General features: G+C 71.7%; 14 protein-coding genes. 5 read left to right on the top strand and 9 right to left on the bottom strand.

Annotated features, from left to right (window positions below; genetic code table 11):
- Positions 1 to 7: 7 nt before the first annotated feature.
- Positions 8 to 1,162 carry a type III polyketide synthase gene (locus tag MRBLWH3_RS03075; RefSeq protein WP_363428601.1) on the bottom strand — a complete coding sequence of 385 codons (1,155 nt, stop codon included), beginning with the start codon at positions 1,160 to 1,162 and terminating at the stop codon, positions 8 to 10.
- 133 nt (positions 1,163 to 1,295) lie between these two features.
- The gene (locus MRBLWH3_RS03070; RefSeq protein WP_363428599.1) at positions 1,296 to 2,720 is read right to left on the bottom strand and encodes an MFS transporter; all 1,425 of its coding nucleotides are present in this window, start codon (positions 2,718 to 2,720) and stop codon (positions 1,296 to 1,298) included.
- A gap of 57 nt (positions 2,721 to 2,777) precedes the next feature.
- On the opposite strand from MRBLWH3_RS03070, the gene MRBLWH3_RS03065 reads away from it, so the two are divergent.
- The 3 genes from MRBLWH3_RS03065 (at position 2,778) to MRBLWH3_RS03055 (ending at position 4,421) form a co-directional block, all read left to right on the top strand.
- Positions 2,778 to 3,314, top strand: a complete 537-nt coding sequence (locus MRBLWH3_RS03065; protein WP_363428597.1) for a winged helix-turn-helix domain-containing protein — start codon at positions 2,778 to 2,780, stop codon at positions 3,312 to 3,314.
- Positions 3,315 to 3,402: 88 nt separating this feature from the next.
- A complete protein-coding gene (gene rraA / locus MRBLWH3_RS03060) occupies positions 3,403 to 3,870 on the top strand; it encodes a ribonuclease E activity regulator RraA (protein WP_363428596.1) in 468 nt (155 codons plus the stop codon).
- 59 nt (positions 3,871 to 3,929) lie between these two features.
- Positions 3,930 to 4,421: a nucleoside deaminase gene (locus tag MRBLWH3_RS03055; protein ID WP_363428594.1), complete on the top strand. Its 492-nt coding sequence runs from the start codon at positions 3,930 to 3,932 to the stop codon at positions 4,419 to 4,421.
- A 147-nt stretch (positions 4,422 to 4,568) separates the two neighbouring features.
- Here the strand turns inward: MRBLWH3_RS03055 and xdhC are convergent, their stop codons facing one another.
- From xdhC to MRBLWH3_RS03040, 3 genes are read right to left on the bottom strand one after another with little or no spacing between them, the layout of a single operon-like run.
- Positions 4,569 to 5,405, bottom strand: a complete 837-nt coding sequence (gene xdhC, locus MRBLWH3_RS03050; protein WP_363428592.1) for a xanthine dehydrogenase accessory protein XdhC — start codon at positions 5,403 to 5,405, stop codon at positions 4,569 to 4,571.
- A 9-nt stretch (positions 5,406 to 5,414) separates the two neighbouring features.
- A complete protein-coding gene (gene xdhB, locus MRBLWH3_RS03045) occupies positions 5,415 to 7,847 on the bottom strand; it encodes a xanthine dehydrogenase molybdopterin binding subunit (protein ID WP_363428590.1) in 2,433 nt (810 codons plus the stop codon).
- Positions 7,844 to 9,367, bottom strand: coding sequence for a xanthine dehydrogenase small subunit (locus tag MRBLWH3_RS03040; protein WP_363428588.1), 1,524 nt, complete (start codon positions 9,365 to 9,367; stop codon positions 7,844 to 7,846). The genes xdhB and MRBLWH3_RS03040 overlap by 4 nt, the downstream gene beginning before the upstream one ends.
- A gap of 136 nt (positions 9,368 to 9,503) precedes the next feature.
- Between MRBLWH3_RS03040 and MRBLWH3_RS03035 the strand changes: the two genes are divergently transcribed.
- Positions 9,504 to 9,917 carry a VOC family protein gene (locus MRBLWH3_RS03035; protein WP_363428586.1) on the top strand — a complete coding sequence of 138 codons (414 nt, stop codon included), beginning with the start codon at positions 9,504 to 9,506 and terminating at the stop codon, positions 9,915 to 9,917.
- A 136-nt stretch (positions 9,918 to 10,053) separates the two neighbouring features.
- On the opposite strand, the gene MRBLWH3_RS03030 is transcribed toward MRBLWH3_RS03035, so the two are convergent.
- Entirely contained in the window at positions 10,054 to 11,163 is a 1,110-nt protein-coding gene (locus MRBLWH3_RS03030) for an ABC transporter permease (protein WP_363428584.1), read from the bottom strand.
- Positions 11,160 to 12,044: an ABC transporter ATP-binding protein gene (locus MRBLWH3_RS03025; protein WP_363428582.1), complete on the bottom strand. Its 885-nt coding sequence runs from the start codon at positions 12,042 to 12,044 to the stop codon at positions 11,160 to 11,162. The genes MRBLWH3_RS03030 and MRBLWH3_RS03025 overlap by 4 nt, the downstream gene beginning before the upstream one ends.
- Before the next feature lie 212 nt (positions 12,045 to 12,256).
- Between MRBLWH3_RS03025 and MRBLWH3_RS03020 the strand changes: the two genes are divergently transcribed.
- Positions 12,257 to 12,826, top strand: a complete 570-nt coding sequence (locus MRBLWH3_RS03020) for an NADPH-dependent FMN reductase (protein ID WP_363428580.1) — start codon at positions 12,257 to 12,259, stop codon at positions 12,824 to 12,826.
- 648 nt (positions 12,827 to 13,474) lie between these two features.
- On the opposite strand, the gene MRBLWH3_RS03015 is transcribed toward MRBLWH3_RS03020, so the two are convergent.
- Together MRBLWH3_RS03015 and MRBLWH3_RS03010 are read right to left on the bottom strand one after the other, a co-directional pair.
- Positions 13,475 to 14,197: a response regulator transcription factor gene (locus MRBLWH3_RS03015; protein ID WP_363428578.1), complete on the bottom strand. Its 723-nt coding sequence runs from the start codon at positions 14,195 to 14,197 to the stop codon at positions 13,475 to 13,477.
- On the bottom strand, positions 14,194 to 15,474 hold the full coding sequence (locus tag MRBLWH3_RS03010; protein WP_363428576.1) for a sensor histidine kinase: 1,281 nt from the start codon (positions 15,472 to 15,474) through the stop codon (positions 14,194 to 14,196). Before MRBLWH3_RS03010 ends, MRBLWH3_RS03015 begins: the two co-directional genes overlap by 4 nt.
- Positions 15,475 to 15,523 lie beyond the last annotated feature (49 nt).

Below are 15,523 nucleotides of genomic sequence, written 5' to 3'. Positions count from 1 at the left end.
GCCGCCCTCACGCGGAGGCCGCCAGGGCGAGGTCGACGTCGTCGGCGTTCGCGACCGCCGGGCGGCGTCGTGTCATGAGCGCCGACTCGACGGTGAGCCCTGGACCGAAGGCGAGGCCGGCGACGCGCGCGCCGTCGCGGACGTCGTCGTCGCGCAGCAGTGCCGCGAGGATGAACAGGATCGTCGCGCTCGACATGTTCCCGAAGTCGCGCAGCACGGCGCGCGATGCCGCGAGGGCGTCGGGCGGGAGGTCGAGACCGGTCTCGACCCGGTCGAGCACGCTGCGCCCGCCGGGATGCACCGCCCAGATCTCGGGGGCGTCGTCATCGCCGAGGAAGCGGCCGACCGCACCCTGGATCTCCCGGCCGATGATGCGCGGCACCTCCGCCGAGAGGATCATCTCGAACCCGTTGTCGCCGATCGTCCAGACCATGTCGGTCTCGCCCTCGTCGGTGAGGGCGGTGCCGAACCTGTCGAGGTCGAGTCCGCCGGGACGCCCGGCGGACGCATCGGCGGTGACGATCGCGGCCGCGGCGCCGTCGGCGAAGACGGATGCTGCGACGATCTGCTGCGGATCGTTGGAGGACCGCAGGTGCAACGTGCAGAGCTCGGTGCACACGACGAGCACGACGGCATCCGGTCTCGACGCAGCCAGCGCTGCGGCGACGCGCAGCGCGGGCAGCGCCGCGGCGCACCCGATGAAGCCGAGGTGGCACCGCTCGACGGTCGGGCGCAGCCCGAGGTCGCGCACCAGGCGGTAATCCGGACCCGGTGCGAACAGCCCCGTGCACGAGACGGTCACCACGTGGGTCACCGTGGAGGGATCGATTCCCCCGTCGGTCAGGGCGGTGCGCGCCGCGGCCGCGGTGAGCTCGGGCGCCGCGGCGATGTAGCGCTCGTTGCGGGGGCCGGTCGTGGGGGAGAGCAGCCGTCCCTCGGCGTCGACGAAGGCGGCGGTGGCGGGCGCGGAGAGCGGCCCGGCCGCGAACTCGGTCAGCACGGTGTGCCGCTGTGCGATCGCCGACCCGTCGAACACCGCGTGGATCTGTCGCCGGGCGAGACGGTCGGCCCCCTCCTGCGCCGCGAAGATGTCGCGCGCGACCTCCTGTGCGATGCACGTGGGCGGAACAGCTGTGCCGATCGAGACGATGCGGGCCGTCATGGAGCAACCTAAGCACGCTCGCACCCCGAAGAGCACGACCTTGCCGGAATCCGAGGTGTCGGGTACCCCGGTGCGACGGAGGGACGGATGCTGCGACCCGCACCCTGCGCGGCGGGCCGAAGCATCCTGGTCCTCAGCCCGTCGCCTCCGTGTCGGCGTGCTCGGCGTGCGCGTCGGGGAGCTCCCGCATGCGCCAGAAGGGTCCGATGACCACGAACAGGCACGCCAGGAGCTCGCCGGTCGCGGCGATCCACAGTGTCGGAACGGTGCCGATCCACGTTCCGAGAGCGCCCGCGAGGAGTGCTCCGATCGGCATGACCCCCCACACCACGAAGCGGATCGACGCGTTCATCCGGCCGAGGAGGCGCGGCGGCGTGATGCGCTGGCGGAAGGTCACCTGGGTGATGTTGTACAGCAGGATGGTGAAGCTCGTGATGAACCCCTGAACCACCAGCAGCGGAAAGGCCAGCGCCGGCACGAGCGAGATGACGGGGAGGAAGAACGGCGCGAGGCTGAAGGCGATCGCGCTGACCGGGATGGCCCGGGCCTCGCCGAGCCGTGCCATGATCCGCGGCGTCACGACGGCGCCGACGAGGCCGCCGACCGCCGACAACGAGAACACGATGCCGAACATCTGAGGACTCAGGCCCAGCTCGCGCAGCACGAAGATCGGCACGAGCGTCTGCGCGATCGTCCCGAAGAAGTTCGCCGTGCCCGTCGTGCCGACGATGCGGCGCAGCAGCGGGTTGCCGAACACCCAGCGCAAGCCCTCGCCGATCTCATGGGCGAGGGGCTTGCGATCCTCGGCCGGACGCAGCTGCTCGTGGTCGCGTGTGAAGAGCAGGGCGATGAACGAGGCGACATAGGTGCCGACCGTGGCGAAGATCGCGAACGGCGCCGTGAGCGACCCGATGAGCCAGCCGCCCACGCCGGGGCCGGCGATGTTGGCGAGCTCGTAGGTCGACTGCAGCTTGCCGTTCGCCTCGCCGATCTGATCGGTGCGCACGAGCGACGGGATGATGCTCTGATACGACACGTCGAAGAACACGGTCGCGACGCCCATGACGAGGGCGACGACGATCATGTGCCAGATCTCCAGCACTCCGAGCAGTGCGAGCACAGGGAGCGTCGCAAGCGCCACTGCCCGCACTGCGTCCGCCCAGATCATCACGCGGCGCTTGCGCATGCGGTCGATCCACGCTCCCGCGGGAAGGCCCACAACGAGGAAGGCCGCGACCTGTGCCGCGTTGAGGATCCCGACCTCCCATTCGGTCGCGTCGAGCATCAGCACGGCGAGCACCGGTATGGCGAGCTCGGTGATCTGGGCGCCGAACTGGCTGAGCGCCTGACCGCTCCACAGTGTCAGGAAGTTCCGATCCCGCCAGAGCGAGCCCTTCGGCGCCGGCGTGCGGCGCGCGGGGTCGGCGGCACCTTGATCCGCCTGGACCGCCTCGTCGACGCTTGCGCGGGAGTTCGGGACGGATGCCTCGGCCCGGGCTTCCGCGAGGACGGCGTCGTCGCGGTCCTGGGTCGCCGTCGGCTCGTCCGATTGAGACATGTCAATCAGTGTGCGTCACTGATTGAGATCTGTCAATCACTCCGGTAATCTGGCTCCGTGACGGCCGAACCCGAAGAGCGGATCGAGCTTCGCCGGGGGGATCCCGCGGCGGAGGCGCGGATGCGCGCCCTGAGCTCGCCGCTTCGCCTGCGGGTGCTGCGGCTGTGCGCGTTCGAGTCCCGCACGAACAAGGAACTCGCTCAGCTTCTCGACGTGAATCCGGGCACGATGCTGCACCACGTCCGCACGCTCGTGCAGACCGGGTATCTCGCCGCTGAGGCCGAGCGCACCGGAGCCCAGGGTGCGCGCGAGGTGCCGTACCGCGCGACCGGGCTCTCGTGGCGCACCTCCATGCCCGGCGGCTCACCGGTGCTGATCGAGACGTTCCTGCAGCAGATCGAGGGCGTCGACCCCGAGGACCTCGACACCACCTGGCTCGGGCTCAAGCTCACGTCCGAGCACCGGCACGAATTCCAGCAACGGCTCTACGAACTGGTCAACGAGTTCAAGGAGCGCGGCCCCGACCCGGACGGCGAGACGTACTCGTTCTTCAGCACGCTCCACCCCGACGAGAACCCGCCCGCCTCCGCCTGACGTCCGTTCTTGCGTCTCGCAGAAGGGCGCGCGAACTTCTCGGGATGACGGATGCCGCGGCCCGCAGCATCCGTCATAACCTGAGGCCATGACGACCGCGACGGCCGACCTCTACGACGAACGCGGCGACGAGCTCGACTCGCTCGCGCTGCAGTTGCACGACTCCGGCGGGCGCGTCGCGTTCGATGGACCGATCCGCACGGTGCGGTGCCACCGCGACAACGCGCTCGTGAAGGCGCTGCTCGCGACCCCCGGCGACGGCGCGGTGCTCGTGATCGACGGCGGCGGATCGCTCGAGTCGGCGCTGGTGGGCGACATCATCGCGGCGTCCGCGGTCGAGAACGGGTGGGCCGGGCTCATCGTGCACGGAGCGATCCGCGATCGGGTCGCGATCGGCGGCCTCGACCTCGGCGTCAAGGCGCTCGGGTCGAACCCGCGCAAGAGCGCGAAGGCGGGCGTCGGCGAGGTCGACGTGCCCGTGGTCATCGCCGGCGTCGCGTTCGTCCCCGGCAGGCACGTGTGGGCCGACGCCGACGGAGTGCTCGTCGAGCGGTGACGGATGCCGCTCCCGGGGGTGGTGCGTGCGGCGCGGCGCACTCGTAGGGTGGAGGCCTGATGTCCTCCACCGACGGGACGCCCGCCCGCTACCTCGCCCGGGCGCTCGAGATCGCGACCGAGAACGTCCGCAACGCGGGCGGTCCGTTCGGTGCGGTCGTGGTCTCGGCGGACGGGCGGGCCTTCGAGGGCGTCAATCGCGTCACCGCCGATCTCGACCCGTCCGCGCACGCCGAGGTCGTCGCCATCCGGCGGGCCTGTCAGGGACTGGGCACCTTCGACCTCACCGGCGCCACGCTCTACACGAGCTGCGAGCCGTGCCCCATGTGCCTCGGCACCGCGCTCTGGGCCCGCATCGAACGCGTCTACTTCGCCGCGGACCGCGACGATGCGGCCGCCGCCGGGTTCGACGACGCCGTCTTCTACCGCTACTTCGACGGCCACCCCGAGGACCGCGACATCATGCCGGTGGAGTCCATCGAACTCGTCCCCGAGGACCGCATCGCCCCGTTCACCGAGTGGGGCCAGACCTCGACCCGCATCGAGTACTGACCGTCCGGGGCGGCCTCGGAGACCCAGGGCGCTCCGACCGCGGGCACCGGAGCGCCCTGCGTTCACCCGGCGGGTCGGCGGCTCTGCCCCGGGTCGTCGAGCGAACGAGGAACGGGCGAGTCGAAACGCGTCGGCGGTCTCGCACACTCAGGGACTCGGGGCGAGGGCGGCGGCTTCCTCGATGAGCTGCAGCAGCTGGGCAGAAACGCTGACCGCGATGGTCGCGGGTTGCTTGCCGGGAATCCCGGGCAGGCCGATGGGTGTGGAGACGCGGGCCAGGGCGGCGTCGTCGTGGCCCGCGTCCCTCAGGCGGGCCCGGAAGCGCGCCCACTTCGAACGCGACCCGATGAGACCGATCGAGGCGACGCCCTCGGTGCGCAGGGCCTGGTCGACGATCGCGAGGTCCTCCGCGTGGTCGTGGGTCATGACGAGCACGTGCGTGCCCGCCGGCACCGAGCCCAGCACAGCTTCCGGCACGGGCGCGTGGTGCACGAGCACCCGAGCGACCGCGTCGGCGAGCGGTCCCGGCACGCCGTCGATCCCCAGCCGCGTCGGCGCGAGCATCGCCTCTCGGGAGTCGACGAGATGCAGGTCGAGGTGCTGGCGCGCGAGGATGCGCGCGACCTCGAGCCCCACATGGCCCATCCCGAACACCGCGACCGACGGCACGACCCGCACCGGCTCCAGCATGAGCGTGACCTCTCCTCCGCAGCACTGCACGCCGTACTCGGTGGTCTCCCTGTCGCTCAGGGTGAGCGTCAGCAGCTCCGGCTCGGCGGTTCCGGAGGCCAGCATCGCGCGGGCGCGCGCGACGGCGGTCGCTTCGAGGTTGCCGCCGCCGATCGTCTCGAAGACCTCGCCCGGCGAGACGACCATCTTCGCCCCGCCGTTGCGCGGGGCGTGGCCGCGCACCATCGCGAGCGTCACTATCACCGCGGGCATGCGGGCGTCGCGCAACCCCCGCACCGCGTCGAGCCAGTCCATGGGCGGGCCTCAGCGGCCCGCCGTGAGCAGGTCGGGTTCCGCAGACCCCGAGTCACCGGCTGTGGCCGGTGCCGCAGCATCCGTCGCGTCAGGTGAAACGGATGCCGCGCCCGCGACTCGCGCGCCGCGCGCAGCCTCGACCGCCCAGAACACCGCCTCCGGGGTCGCGGGCGAGGCGAGCTCGACGCTGCGCCCGGCGGGACCGAACGCGCCCACCGCCTGGCGCAGGGCCTCGCGCACGCTGAACGCGAGGAGCAGGGGCGGCTCGCCCACAGCCTTGGACCCGTACACCGCGCCGTCTTCGCGGGCGTCCTCGAAGAGCGCGACGTGGAACTCCTCGGGCATCTCGGAGAAGCTCGGCAGCTTGTAGGTACTGGCCGACGGCGTCTGCAGGCGCCCGCGGGTCGCCCCGTCGCCGGTGTCCCAGCGCAGCTCCTCGAGGGTGAGCCATCCGGTGCCCTGCACGAAGCCGCCCTCGATCTGGCCGATGTCCAGCAGCGGCGACAGCGAGTCGCCGACGTCGTGCACGATGTCTACGCGGCGGAGGCGGTACGCACCCGTGAAGCCGTCCACCTCGACCTCGGCGGCCGCACACCCGTAGGCGAAGTACTTGAAGGGCGACCCCTGCTGACGCTCCGCATCCCAGTGCAGGCCCTCGGTGCGGTAGTACCCGGCGGCGAACAGCTGCACGCGCTTCAGGTAGGCGGCCGCGACGACGTCGGCGAACAGCATCCGTCCCCCTCCGCCCAGCGCCTCGACGTACCCGTTCGAGAAGCGCACGTCGCGCGCGTCGACGCCCAGCAGGCGCCCGGCGACCGCGGCGAGCCGCCCACGGATCTCCTCGCACGCGAGCTTCACGGCGCCGCCGTTGAGGTCGGCGCTGGACGACGCGGCGGTGGCCGACGTGTTCGGCACCTTGTCGGTGCGGGTGGGTGCCACGCGCACGGCCTCCAGCGGCACGCCGAGCGCGGTCGCGGCGACCTGCAGCATCTTCGTGTGCAGCCCCTGCCCCATCTCGGTTCCGCCGTGGTTGATCAGCACCGAGCCGTCCTTGTAGACGAGCACGAGCGCGCCGGCCTGGTTGAACGACGTGAAGGTGAAAGAGATGCCGAACTTCACCGGGGTCATCGCGAGCCCGCGCTTGCGGTCGGGGTGTGCATCGTTGAACCGCGAGATCTCGCGCAGCCGGGCCTCGAGGTCGGACTCGCGGCGCAGGCGGTTCCAGATCGCCGGGAGGCGCTCCGCGTCTTTCACGAGCTGGCCGTAGTGGGTGCGCTGGCCGGGGCGGTAGAAGTTCCTCTCGCGGAGTTCGAGCGGATCGATTCCGAGCACCGGGGCTGCGCGCCCCAGGATGTCCTCGATGAGGAACGCTCCCTGCGGGCCCCCGAACCCGCGGAAGGCCGTGTTCGAGGGCTTGTGCGTCTGTGCGACGCGGCCGTGCACGCGCACGTTCGGGATCCAGTAGGCGTTGTCGACGTGGCAGAGCGCGCGCCCGAGCACCGGCTCGGAGAGGTCGAGGCTCCAGCCGCCGTCGGCCGTGAGCGTCGCGTCGAGCGCCTGAAGGGACCCGTCGGCGTCGAAGCCGGCCCGCCACGCGAGATGGAACGGGTGGCGCTTGCCCGACATCGTGATGTCCTGCGTCCGGTTCAGCCGCAGGCGCACGGGGCGTCCGGTGAGCTTCGCCCCCAGCGCCGCGATCGCCGCGAACCCGTGCGGCTGCATCTCCTTGCCGCCGAAGCCCCCTCCCATGCGGAGGCATTCGACGGTGACGTTGCTCGACGGGACGCCGAGCACGTGCGCGACGATCTCCTGCGTCTCGGACGGGTGCTGCGTCGAGCACTCCACGAAGTAGCGGCCGTCCGGGTCGCGCACGGCGAAGGAGGCGTGGGTCTCGAGCGAGAAGTGCTCCTGCCCGCCGACCACGCTCTCGCCCTCGAACACGAACGCGGACGATTCGAGAGCGGATGCCGCGTCCCCCCGCGCGATCGTTCGAGGCACGCCCTGGAACGAGCCGGCGTCGATCGCCTCCTGCACAGTGATGAACGACGGCAGCGGTTCGTACGACACGGTGACGGCGGCGGCCCCTCGGCGCGCAGCATCCGTCGTCTCTCCCAGCACCCACACCAGCGCATGCCCGAAGAACATCGCCTCGGTCGGGAAGAGGGGCTCGTCGTGCTTGACGCCCGCGTCGTTGACGCCCGGCACGTCGTCGGCGGTGAGCACCCGGACGACCCCGGCCACGTCGTAGGCGGGCGCGATATCGACCGTGACCCGCGCGTGCGCGCAGGTGGACGGCACCGGCCACGCCGTCAGCACGCCGTGGGCGCGGGCGGCGACGTCGTCGGTGTAGACGGCCGCGCCGGTGACGTGCAGCGCCGCACTCTCGTGCACCGCCGGGCGGCCGACGACCGGGTTCTCGGGACGATCGGCGAGCGCGCTCATGCCGTCGCCTCCACGTCTTCGGTCGACGCCGCGAAGAGCGCCGGCAGCGCCGTGCCGAGCATGCGCGCTCGGTACGCGGCGCTCGCGCGATGGTCGTCGAGCGGCGTCCCCTCGCGTTGCAGGACGACGGATGCCGCCGCCACCGTCGCGGCGTTCCACGGGCGTCCCGAGAGGGCGTGCTCCGTCGCGTATGCGCGCAGCGGTGTGGCGGCGACGCCCCCGAGGCCGATCCGCGCTCCCGTGACGATGCCGTCGTCGAGGTCGAGGGCGAAGGCGACCGCCACCGAGGAGATGTCGTCGAACCGCCGCTTCGCGATCTTGTGGAACGCGGTCAGCCCGCCGCGACCTCGGCGTTCGAGGCCGAACGGACGCGATTGGTCGTGCAGGGCGTTGTGGGGCGGCGGTTCGCGCCGGTTCGCGGCCGGTCCCGCGTCGTGGTCGGCGGGCACCGGGATCCGGATCGTGCGGATGAGCTCGTCCCGGCGCCGGACGGAGGTGCGGTACCCCGTGAAGTAGTCGGCGAGGTCTACCTCGCGCTCGCCGCCGTCGGCCGAGACGAGCACGACGCTCGCGCCGAGCGCGAGCAGCGCGGGCGCGGCGTCGCCGATGGGGGACGCCGTGCCGAGATTGCCGCCGAGGGTCGCGCGGTTGCGGATCAGACGGGACGCGAACTGGGGGAGCAGCTGTGCGAGCAGCGGCACCTGCGGGCCGACGGTGCGCTCGATCTCCGTCAGTGGCACAGCCGCGCCGATCTCGACGCTGTCGCCGGTGACGTCGACCCCGCGCAGCTCGGGCAGGCGGTCGATCGCGACCACGAGCGGTGCGCGGGCCGCGCGCAGGTTGACGTCCACGCCCCAGTCCGTGCTGCCCGCCACCGCGAGCGCGTCCGGTCCGTCGCGCAGGAGCCGCAGTGCCTCGTCGAGCGTCTCCGGTCGCACGAAGCGCCCGTCGCCTGCTCGCACGTCCGTGGCGACCGCGGGCGGCGCCGGCTCGCTCAACCGCTTCCGGAGCGGATCATCGGGCCGCGGCATCCCGAGCCCGAAGGCCGCGTCGCGGAGGGGCCGGTAACCCGTGCAGCGGCACAGGTTTCCGCCGATCGCATGCAGGTCGAACCCGTTCGCCCCGTGCTCGGCGCTCGCCGTGCCCGCTGCGCGGTCGGTTCGGTAGAACTCCGCGGCCATCGCGCACGCGAACCCGGGCGTGCAGTAGCCGCACTGCGAGCCGCCCGCGGCCGCGAGCTGCTGCTGCACCGGATGCAGGTCGTCGGGCGAGCCCAGACCCTCGGAGGTCACCACCTCCTGCCCGGCGAGCGCGTGCACCGGCAGGAGGCAGGCGTTGACGGGCGTCCACACAGCCGTGCCCTCGGGTCCGGCCGTGGCGACGAGCACGGCGCATGCGCCGCACTCGCCCTCGGCGCAGCCTTCCTTCGCGCCGGTCAGCCCGAGCCCGCGCAGCAGGTCCAGCGCGGTGGCGTGCGCGACCGCGCCCACGAGCGGAACGACCCGCCCGTTGACGGTCACTGCGTCGTCACGGTTCGTGCGGATGCCGGGAGTCTACGCCGCCGTTCCGGCGCTGCGAAGCCGCGCCACCGCCCCTCTGGACACACCCTGCAGGCAAGAGGATCGTAGGCGGCGGCACAACCACTGGGAGGCTGTCATGTTCACACCCGATCGGCCGTTTTCGAGCTTCGCCGTACCCGACGTCGGCGCAGCCGCGGCCTTCTACCGCGACACTCTGGGGCTCGACGTCACCGTCTACGAAGAGATGGGCGGGGGATTCACGATCGCCCTGCCCGGCGGCGGGGCCGTCTTCGTCTATCCGAAGGAGGACCACGAACCGGCCGTGTTCACGATCCTCAACTTCAGCGTGGAAGACGTCGATTCCGCGGTCGACGACCTCAACTCGAGGGGCGTCGTCACGAAGATCTACACCGACCCCGACTACGGCACCGACGAGAAGGGCATCTCGCGCGGCTTCGAGGGCGGGCCGGACATCGCGTGGTTCAAAGACCCTGCCGGCAACGTGATCTCGGTCGGCCGCATGGAGCCGCAGATGATGGGGGAGCAGTAGCGCCGGATCACGCCAGCGCAGGGCCGGTCGGGCCGTCGGGCACAAGGGGCCGCGCGCAGCACGGCGGATGTCGCATCGGATGCCGCGCCCCCGCGCAGAGCGCGGGGCCGGGGCATCCGTCATCCGGGGTCGCGGGTCAGCCGGCGAGGGCCTCGGAGAGCTTCACGCGGCCGCCCATGCGCAAGAGCGAGTTCTCGTAGATGCGGGCGGCGACGAGGATCGCGCCGACACACGTCGCGATCAGGATCGCGATCGACAGCAGCGGCTCCCACCACTGCGCCTGGCCGAGGAAGATCCGCATCGGCATGCCGACCGGCGCCGAGAACGGCACGTACGACATGATCGCCAGCACGACCGGGTTGTCGTTGAAGAAGATGACGAGGAAGTACGGCGCCATCACGAGCATCGTGAGCGGCATCGTCGTCGAGCCGATGTCCTCCTGGCGCGACACCATCGACGCGGCCGCCGCGAAGAGCGACGCCAGCAGGATGAAGCCGAACAGGAAGAAGATCGCGAACCACGCGATGGGAGCGCCCAGCCCCTGCAGCAGCGCGGTCTGATCGGTCACGGTGAGGCCGATGATGGCGATCGCGGCGAGGATCAGGATCTGCCCCATCGCGAGGACGGTGTTGCCGATGACCTTTCCGGCCAGCAGCGACCGCACCGGGATCGCCGAGATGAGCAGCTCGACGACCCGGGTCTGCTTCTCTTCGACCACGCTCTGTGCGATCGTGCCGCCGAACAGGGACGCGGCCAGCAGGAACACGACGCCGAACCCGACCGCGGCGATGTAGCCGAGCGCGGCATTGCCCTCCTCGGGGGCGAGCAGCTCGACCGGCGGCACCTGGGCGAGCTGCAGCATCAGCGACGTCGGCGCGGACGACTCGGCGACGATCGCGAACCCGAGCGGCGACGACGTGTCGCCCACCACGGCCGCATCGACCTCGCCGTCGGTCACGAGCGCCTCGGCGGCGGCGCGGTCGGCGACCTCGGTGACATCGAGCCCCTGTGCGTCGGCGACGTACTGCTGCGCGTCGGCGGTCACCGCGACCGGCGTGCCGGTGTTGTTCGCGGCCTGGAAGCCGCCCCAGATGACGATGGCGAGCGCACCGAGGAACAGGATCGCCGTCGAGACGACGAACGCCTTGCTGCGCAGCTTCGAGCCGATCTCGCGCTCGGCGACGAGCCAGACGGCCTGCCCCGCCCCCAGGGTGCTCGCGCCGCGGCGGGTGTCGGTGGTGCTCACTGGATGACCTCCTTGAAGATCTGGGCGAGGGACGGATGCTGCGGCGCGAAGCTCGCGACATCCCCCTGTGCGACGGCCCGGCGCAGCACCCGCTGCGCGGTCTCGTCGCTGTCCACGTCGAACACGGCGTAGCCGCCATCGAAGTCGAGCACCTCGACGCCGGGCTCGCCGCGCAGCCACCCGGCGTCGCCGGCCGAGACCAGCTCGAAGCGGCGCGTGGAGTGCTGCGCGCGCAGCGTTTCGCGGGCGCCGGCCGCGCGGATCGTGCCGCCGGCGATGATGACGAGGTCGTCGCACAGGCGCTCGACGACGTCGAGCTGGTGCGACGAGAAGAGTACGGCGGCCCCTGCGGCTGCGCGCTGCTGCAGCACGCCCGCCACGACGTCGACCGCGAGGGGGTCCAGGCCCGAGAAGGGCTCGTCGAGGATCAGCGCCTGCGGGTCGTGCACGAGCGCGGCGGCGATCTGCGCGCGCTGCTGGTTGCCGAGCGACAGCGTCTCGACGTTGTCGTCCAGGCGCTCGCCGAGCCCGAGCTGCTCGAGCAGGGCGCGGGCGCGGGTGGCAGCATCCGTCTTCGCGAACCCGTGCAGGCGCGCGAGGTAAGTGATGTGCTCGTGCACCTTCATCTTGGGGTACAGCCCGCGCTCCTCGGGCATGTAGCCGAAACGACGGCGGTCGGATGCCGTGACCTCGGCGCCGTCGAGCGTGACGGTGCCGGCGTCCCCGGCGAGCACCCCCAGCACGATCCGCATGGTCGTCGTCTTGCCTGCGCCGTTGCCGCCGACGAAGCCCGTCAGCCGGCCGGGCCGCACGTCGAACGACACGTCGTCGAGCACGCGGCGTCCTCCGTAGCTCTTGCCGATACCGCGAAGCTGCAGCATCCCTGTCTCCTCTCGATCCCCCGCGATCGAACTTACGGATGCGGGACCGCAGTGTCCTCCCCCTGGGGGTGGATCGGCGTGCCTCCCCCGTACGGGGGATGAGAGATCTTTCATGCGCCGGAATAGATAGCGGGTTCATGTGCTTGCATCGATGTGGAACGTCCACGGTGGTCCCCACCGGGGACGCCTTTGCTTTTCAAGGAGAACCCCATATGTCCGAGCGGACCATCGGCTACATCGTCGGCAGCATCTCGTCGACCTCCATCAACCGCCGTCTCGCGAAGGCCCTCGAGCGCCTCGCCCCGGAGGGCACCACCCTCGTCGAGATCCCGATCAAGGACCTCCCCTTCTACTCTCCCGACCACGACGCCGACTTCCCCCAGGTCGCGCGCGACTTCAAGCAGGCCATCGCCGACGTCGACGGCGTCATCATCATCACGCCGGAGTACAGCCGCTCGATCCCCGGCGTGCTGAAGAACGCGCTCGACTGGTCGGCCCGCCCGTGGGGTCAGAGCTCGTTCGACGGCAAGCCGACCGCGGTGATCGGCACCTCGGGCGGCGGCGTCGCCACCGCTGCGGCCCAGCAGCACCTCAAGGCGATCCTCAGCCACTTCAACGCCCCCACCCTCGGCCAGCCGGAGGGCTACGTGCAGACCACGCCCGGCCTGTTCACCGAGACCGGCGAGGTCACCAACGAGCAGACCGCCGACTTCCTCGTCGGCTACCTCCAGGCCTTCGGCGCCCTGGTCGACCGCTACGCCGCGGTCCCCGTCGCCGCCTGATCCAATCCGGGTCGGCCCGCCGACCTTCTGTTCCAGCACCCCGGATGCCCCGGACCTGGCGCCCCTCGCGGCGCTCGGGCCGGGGCATCCGTCGTTCCACCGGGGTTTCGCCCCCCCCGCGTCTTGGCGAGTCGCCAAATCCGGGCGTGTTCGCCCCGCGTCTTGGCGAGTCGCCAGAACCGGGCGTGTTCGCGCCCCGCGTCTTGGCGGGTCGCCAAACCCGGGCGTGTTCGCGCCGCCGTCTTGGCGAGTCGCCAAACCCGGGCGTGTTCGCGCCCCGTCTTGGCGGGTCGCCAAACCCGGGCGTGTTCGCGCCCCGTCTTGGCGGGTCGCCAAACCCGGGCGTGTTCGCGCCGCCGTCTTGGCGAGTCGCCAGAACCGGGCGTGTTCGCCCCGCGTCTTGGCGAGTCGCCAAACCCGGGCGTGTTCGCCCCAGACCCGGGCGTGTTCGCGCCCCGCGTCTTGGCGAGTCGCCAAACCCGGGCGTGTTCGCGCCGCCGTCTTGGCGACTCGCCAGAACTCGCTGCGGGCGTCCCGGCCCTCCGGCGGACCTTGCCTTCTGGTGACTCGCCACGAACGGCTGCTGTTCGGGCGGGCTTCTGGCGAGTCGCCAAGAGGTGGAGGCTGCGGAGCGAGCGAGCGAGCAGGTCAGGCGAGACCGTGGCGGTGGGCGTAGACGACGGCGGCTACGCGGTCGCGGGCGCCGAGCTTCTGCAGCACGTTCGAGACGTGGGTCTTCACGGTGGCCTCGCCGATGTACAGGCGCCGGGCGATCTCGGCGTTGCTCATCGCCTGCGCCACGAGCCGCAGCACCTCGCCCTCGCGCTCGGTGAGCTCGACGAGGGGCGCGTCGGCGGGTCTGCGAAACTCCACGGAATCGACCCACGGGGAACCTGATCCGGGTCGTTGCGGCCGGGAACGGATGAGATCCGTGGAGTTCTGCGACGGGGCTGCGGCGAAGCGGGCGATCACGCGGCGCGTCACCTCCGGCGCGAGCAGGGCGTCGCCGGCCGCGGCCACCCGCACGGCCGAGATCAACTCTTCGGGGTCGGCGTTCTTCAGGAGGAAACCGCTCGCGCCGGCCGCGAGCGCGTCGAACAGGTAGTCGTCGCGGTCGAAGGTGGTCACGACCACGACCGCCGAAGCGACGCGCCGGTCGCCGACGAGGCGCCGAGTCGCCTCCAGGCCGTCCATGTCGGGCATCTGCACGTCCATGCAGATCACGTCGGGACCCAGATCGGATGCTGCCGCCACCGCCTCGACGCCGGTCGACGCCTCACCGACCACGGTGATGTCGCTCGTCGACTCCAGGATCATGCGGAAGCCGGCTCGCATGACGGCGTGGTCGTCCACCAGGAGCACCCGGATCATGCGCCGACAGCCTCGGCCGGTACGGCCAGCGGCACGCGCAGCCGCACGAGAAATCCTCCGCGGGCGCGCGGCGCCGCGTCGAGCTCGCCGCCCGAGGCGGCGGCGCGCTCACGCATGCCGACGAGGCCGAGGCCGGGCCGCATCGGCGTGGCGACGGCGCGCCCGGTGTTGACGACCTCGAGCTCGAGGGCCTCGGGCGCGTAGCGCAGGCGGACGTCGGCGGCAGCATCCGGTCCGCCATGGCGGCGTGCGTTCGTCAGCGCCTCCTGCGCGACGCGGTACACGTTGACCTGGACGAGCTCGGGCAGGTCGACGGCATCGCCCACGACGGTCAGCGTTGTCGGCAGGCCGTTGTCGTTCGCATGGACGACGAGGTCCGCGAGCGCCGAGAGGTGCACGGTCGACCCGCCCTCGGCGTCGCCGCCGGGAGTGCGGAGGGTCTCGAGCAGCTGCCGCAGCTCGATGAGAGCGGAGCGGGCGGACGCCTCCACTGCGCGCAGCGCGCTGCGCGCAGCATCCGGATCGCGTTCCAGCACGGCGCGCGCGGCCCCGGCCTGAACCCCCATCGCCGAGACGTGGTGCGCCACGACGTCGTGCAGCTCGCGGGCGATGCGCACGCGGTCGAGGGCCACAGCCTGCGCGGCGGTGACCTCGCGCTCGCGTTCGAGCTCGTGCGTGCGCTCCTCGAGCGCGGCGCGCGACATCGCGGCGGCGTACGCGCGGTCGCCCATGTAGTACGCGCCGCCGAAGAACCCGGCGTTGACGAGCAGCTGGATGAGCAGCATCGCCGCGAACGGCGAGAAGAGCCCCGCCTTCGACAGGCTCTCGTCGGACGGGTCGATCGCCGCCTGGAACATCGTGACGACCAGCCAGACGAACATCAGGGCGATCACGCCGATGCGCACCCACATCGCCCGCCGACGGTCGTCGACCCACGCACCGACGGTGTACATCGCGATGAACATGGCGATGTTCGAGACGTACAGGTCGGGGATGCGGAAGGTCACGCCCACGAAGAACACCAGGGCGATCGCCACGACGACCACCTCGGGGAGGCGCCGCCGCACTGCGAGCGGGGCGGTGAGCCCGAGGCTGTACAGCAGCGCCCACTGCATGCCGGCGTCGGCGTCGGCGCCATAGACCCCCGCGACCGAGCCGAGGGCGGTGCTGATCACCGCCGCGACGAAGAGGGCGCCGGCGAGCCAGACGTCGTTGCGCAGCTCGCCCGGGGTCGGCGGCGGGCGCCGCGCCGGGTGCGCGGAAGGCAGGTCGGACATCCCTCCACGCTACGGAAGCGCGAGGGCAGCAGCATCCCCCGCAAGACGG

The organism is Microbacterium sp. LWH3-1.2 (assembly GCF_040675855.1).
Classification (GTDB): domain Bacteria; phylum Actinomycetota; class Actinomycetes; order Actinomycetales; family Microbacteriaceae; genus Microbacterium.
The sequence above is the reverse complement of the archived record's forward strand: the minus strand, read 5'-3'. Positions and strand labels throughout refer to the sequence as shown.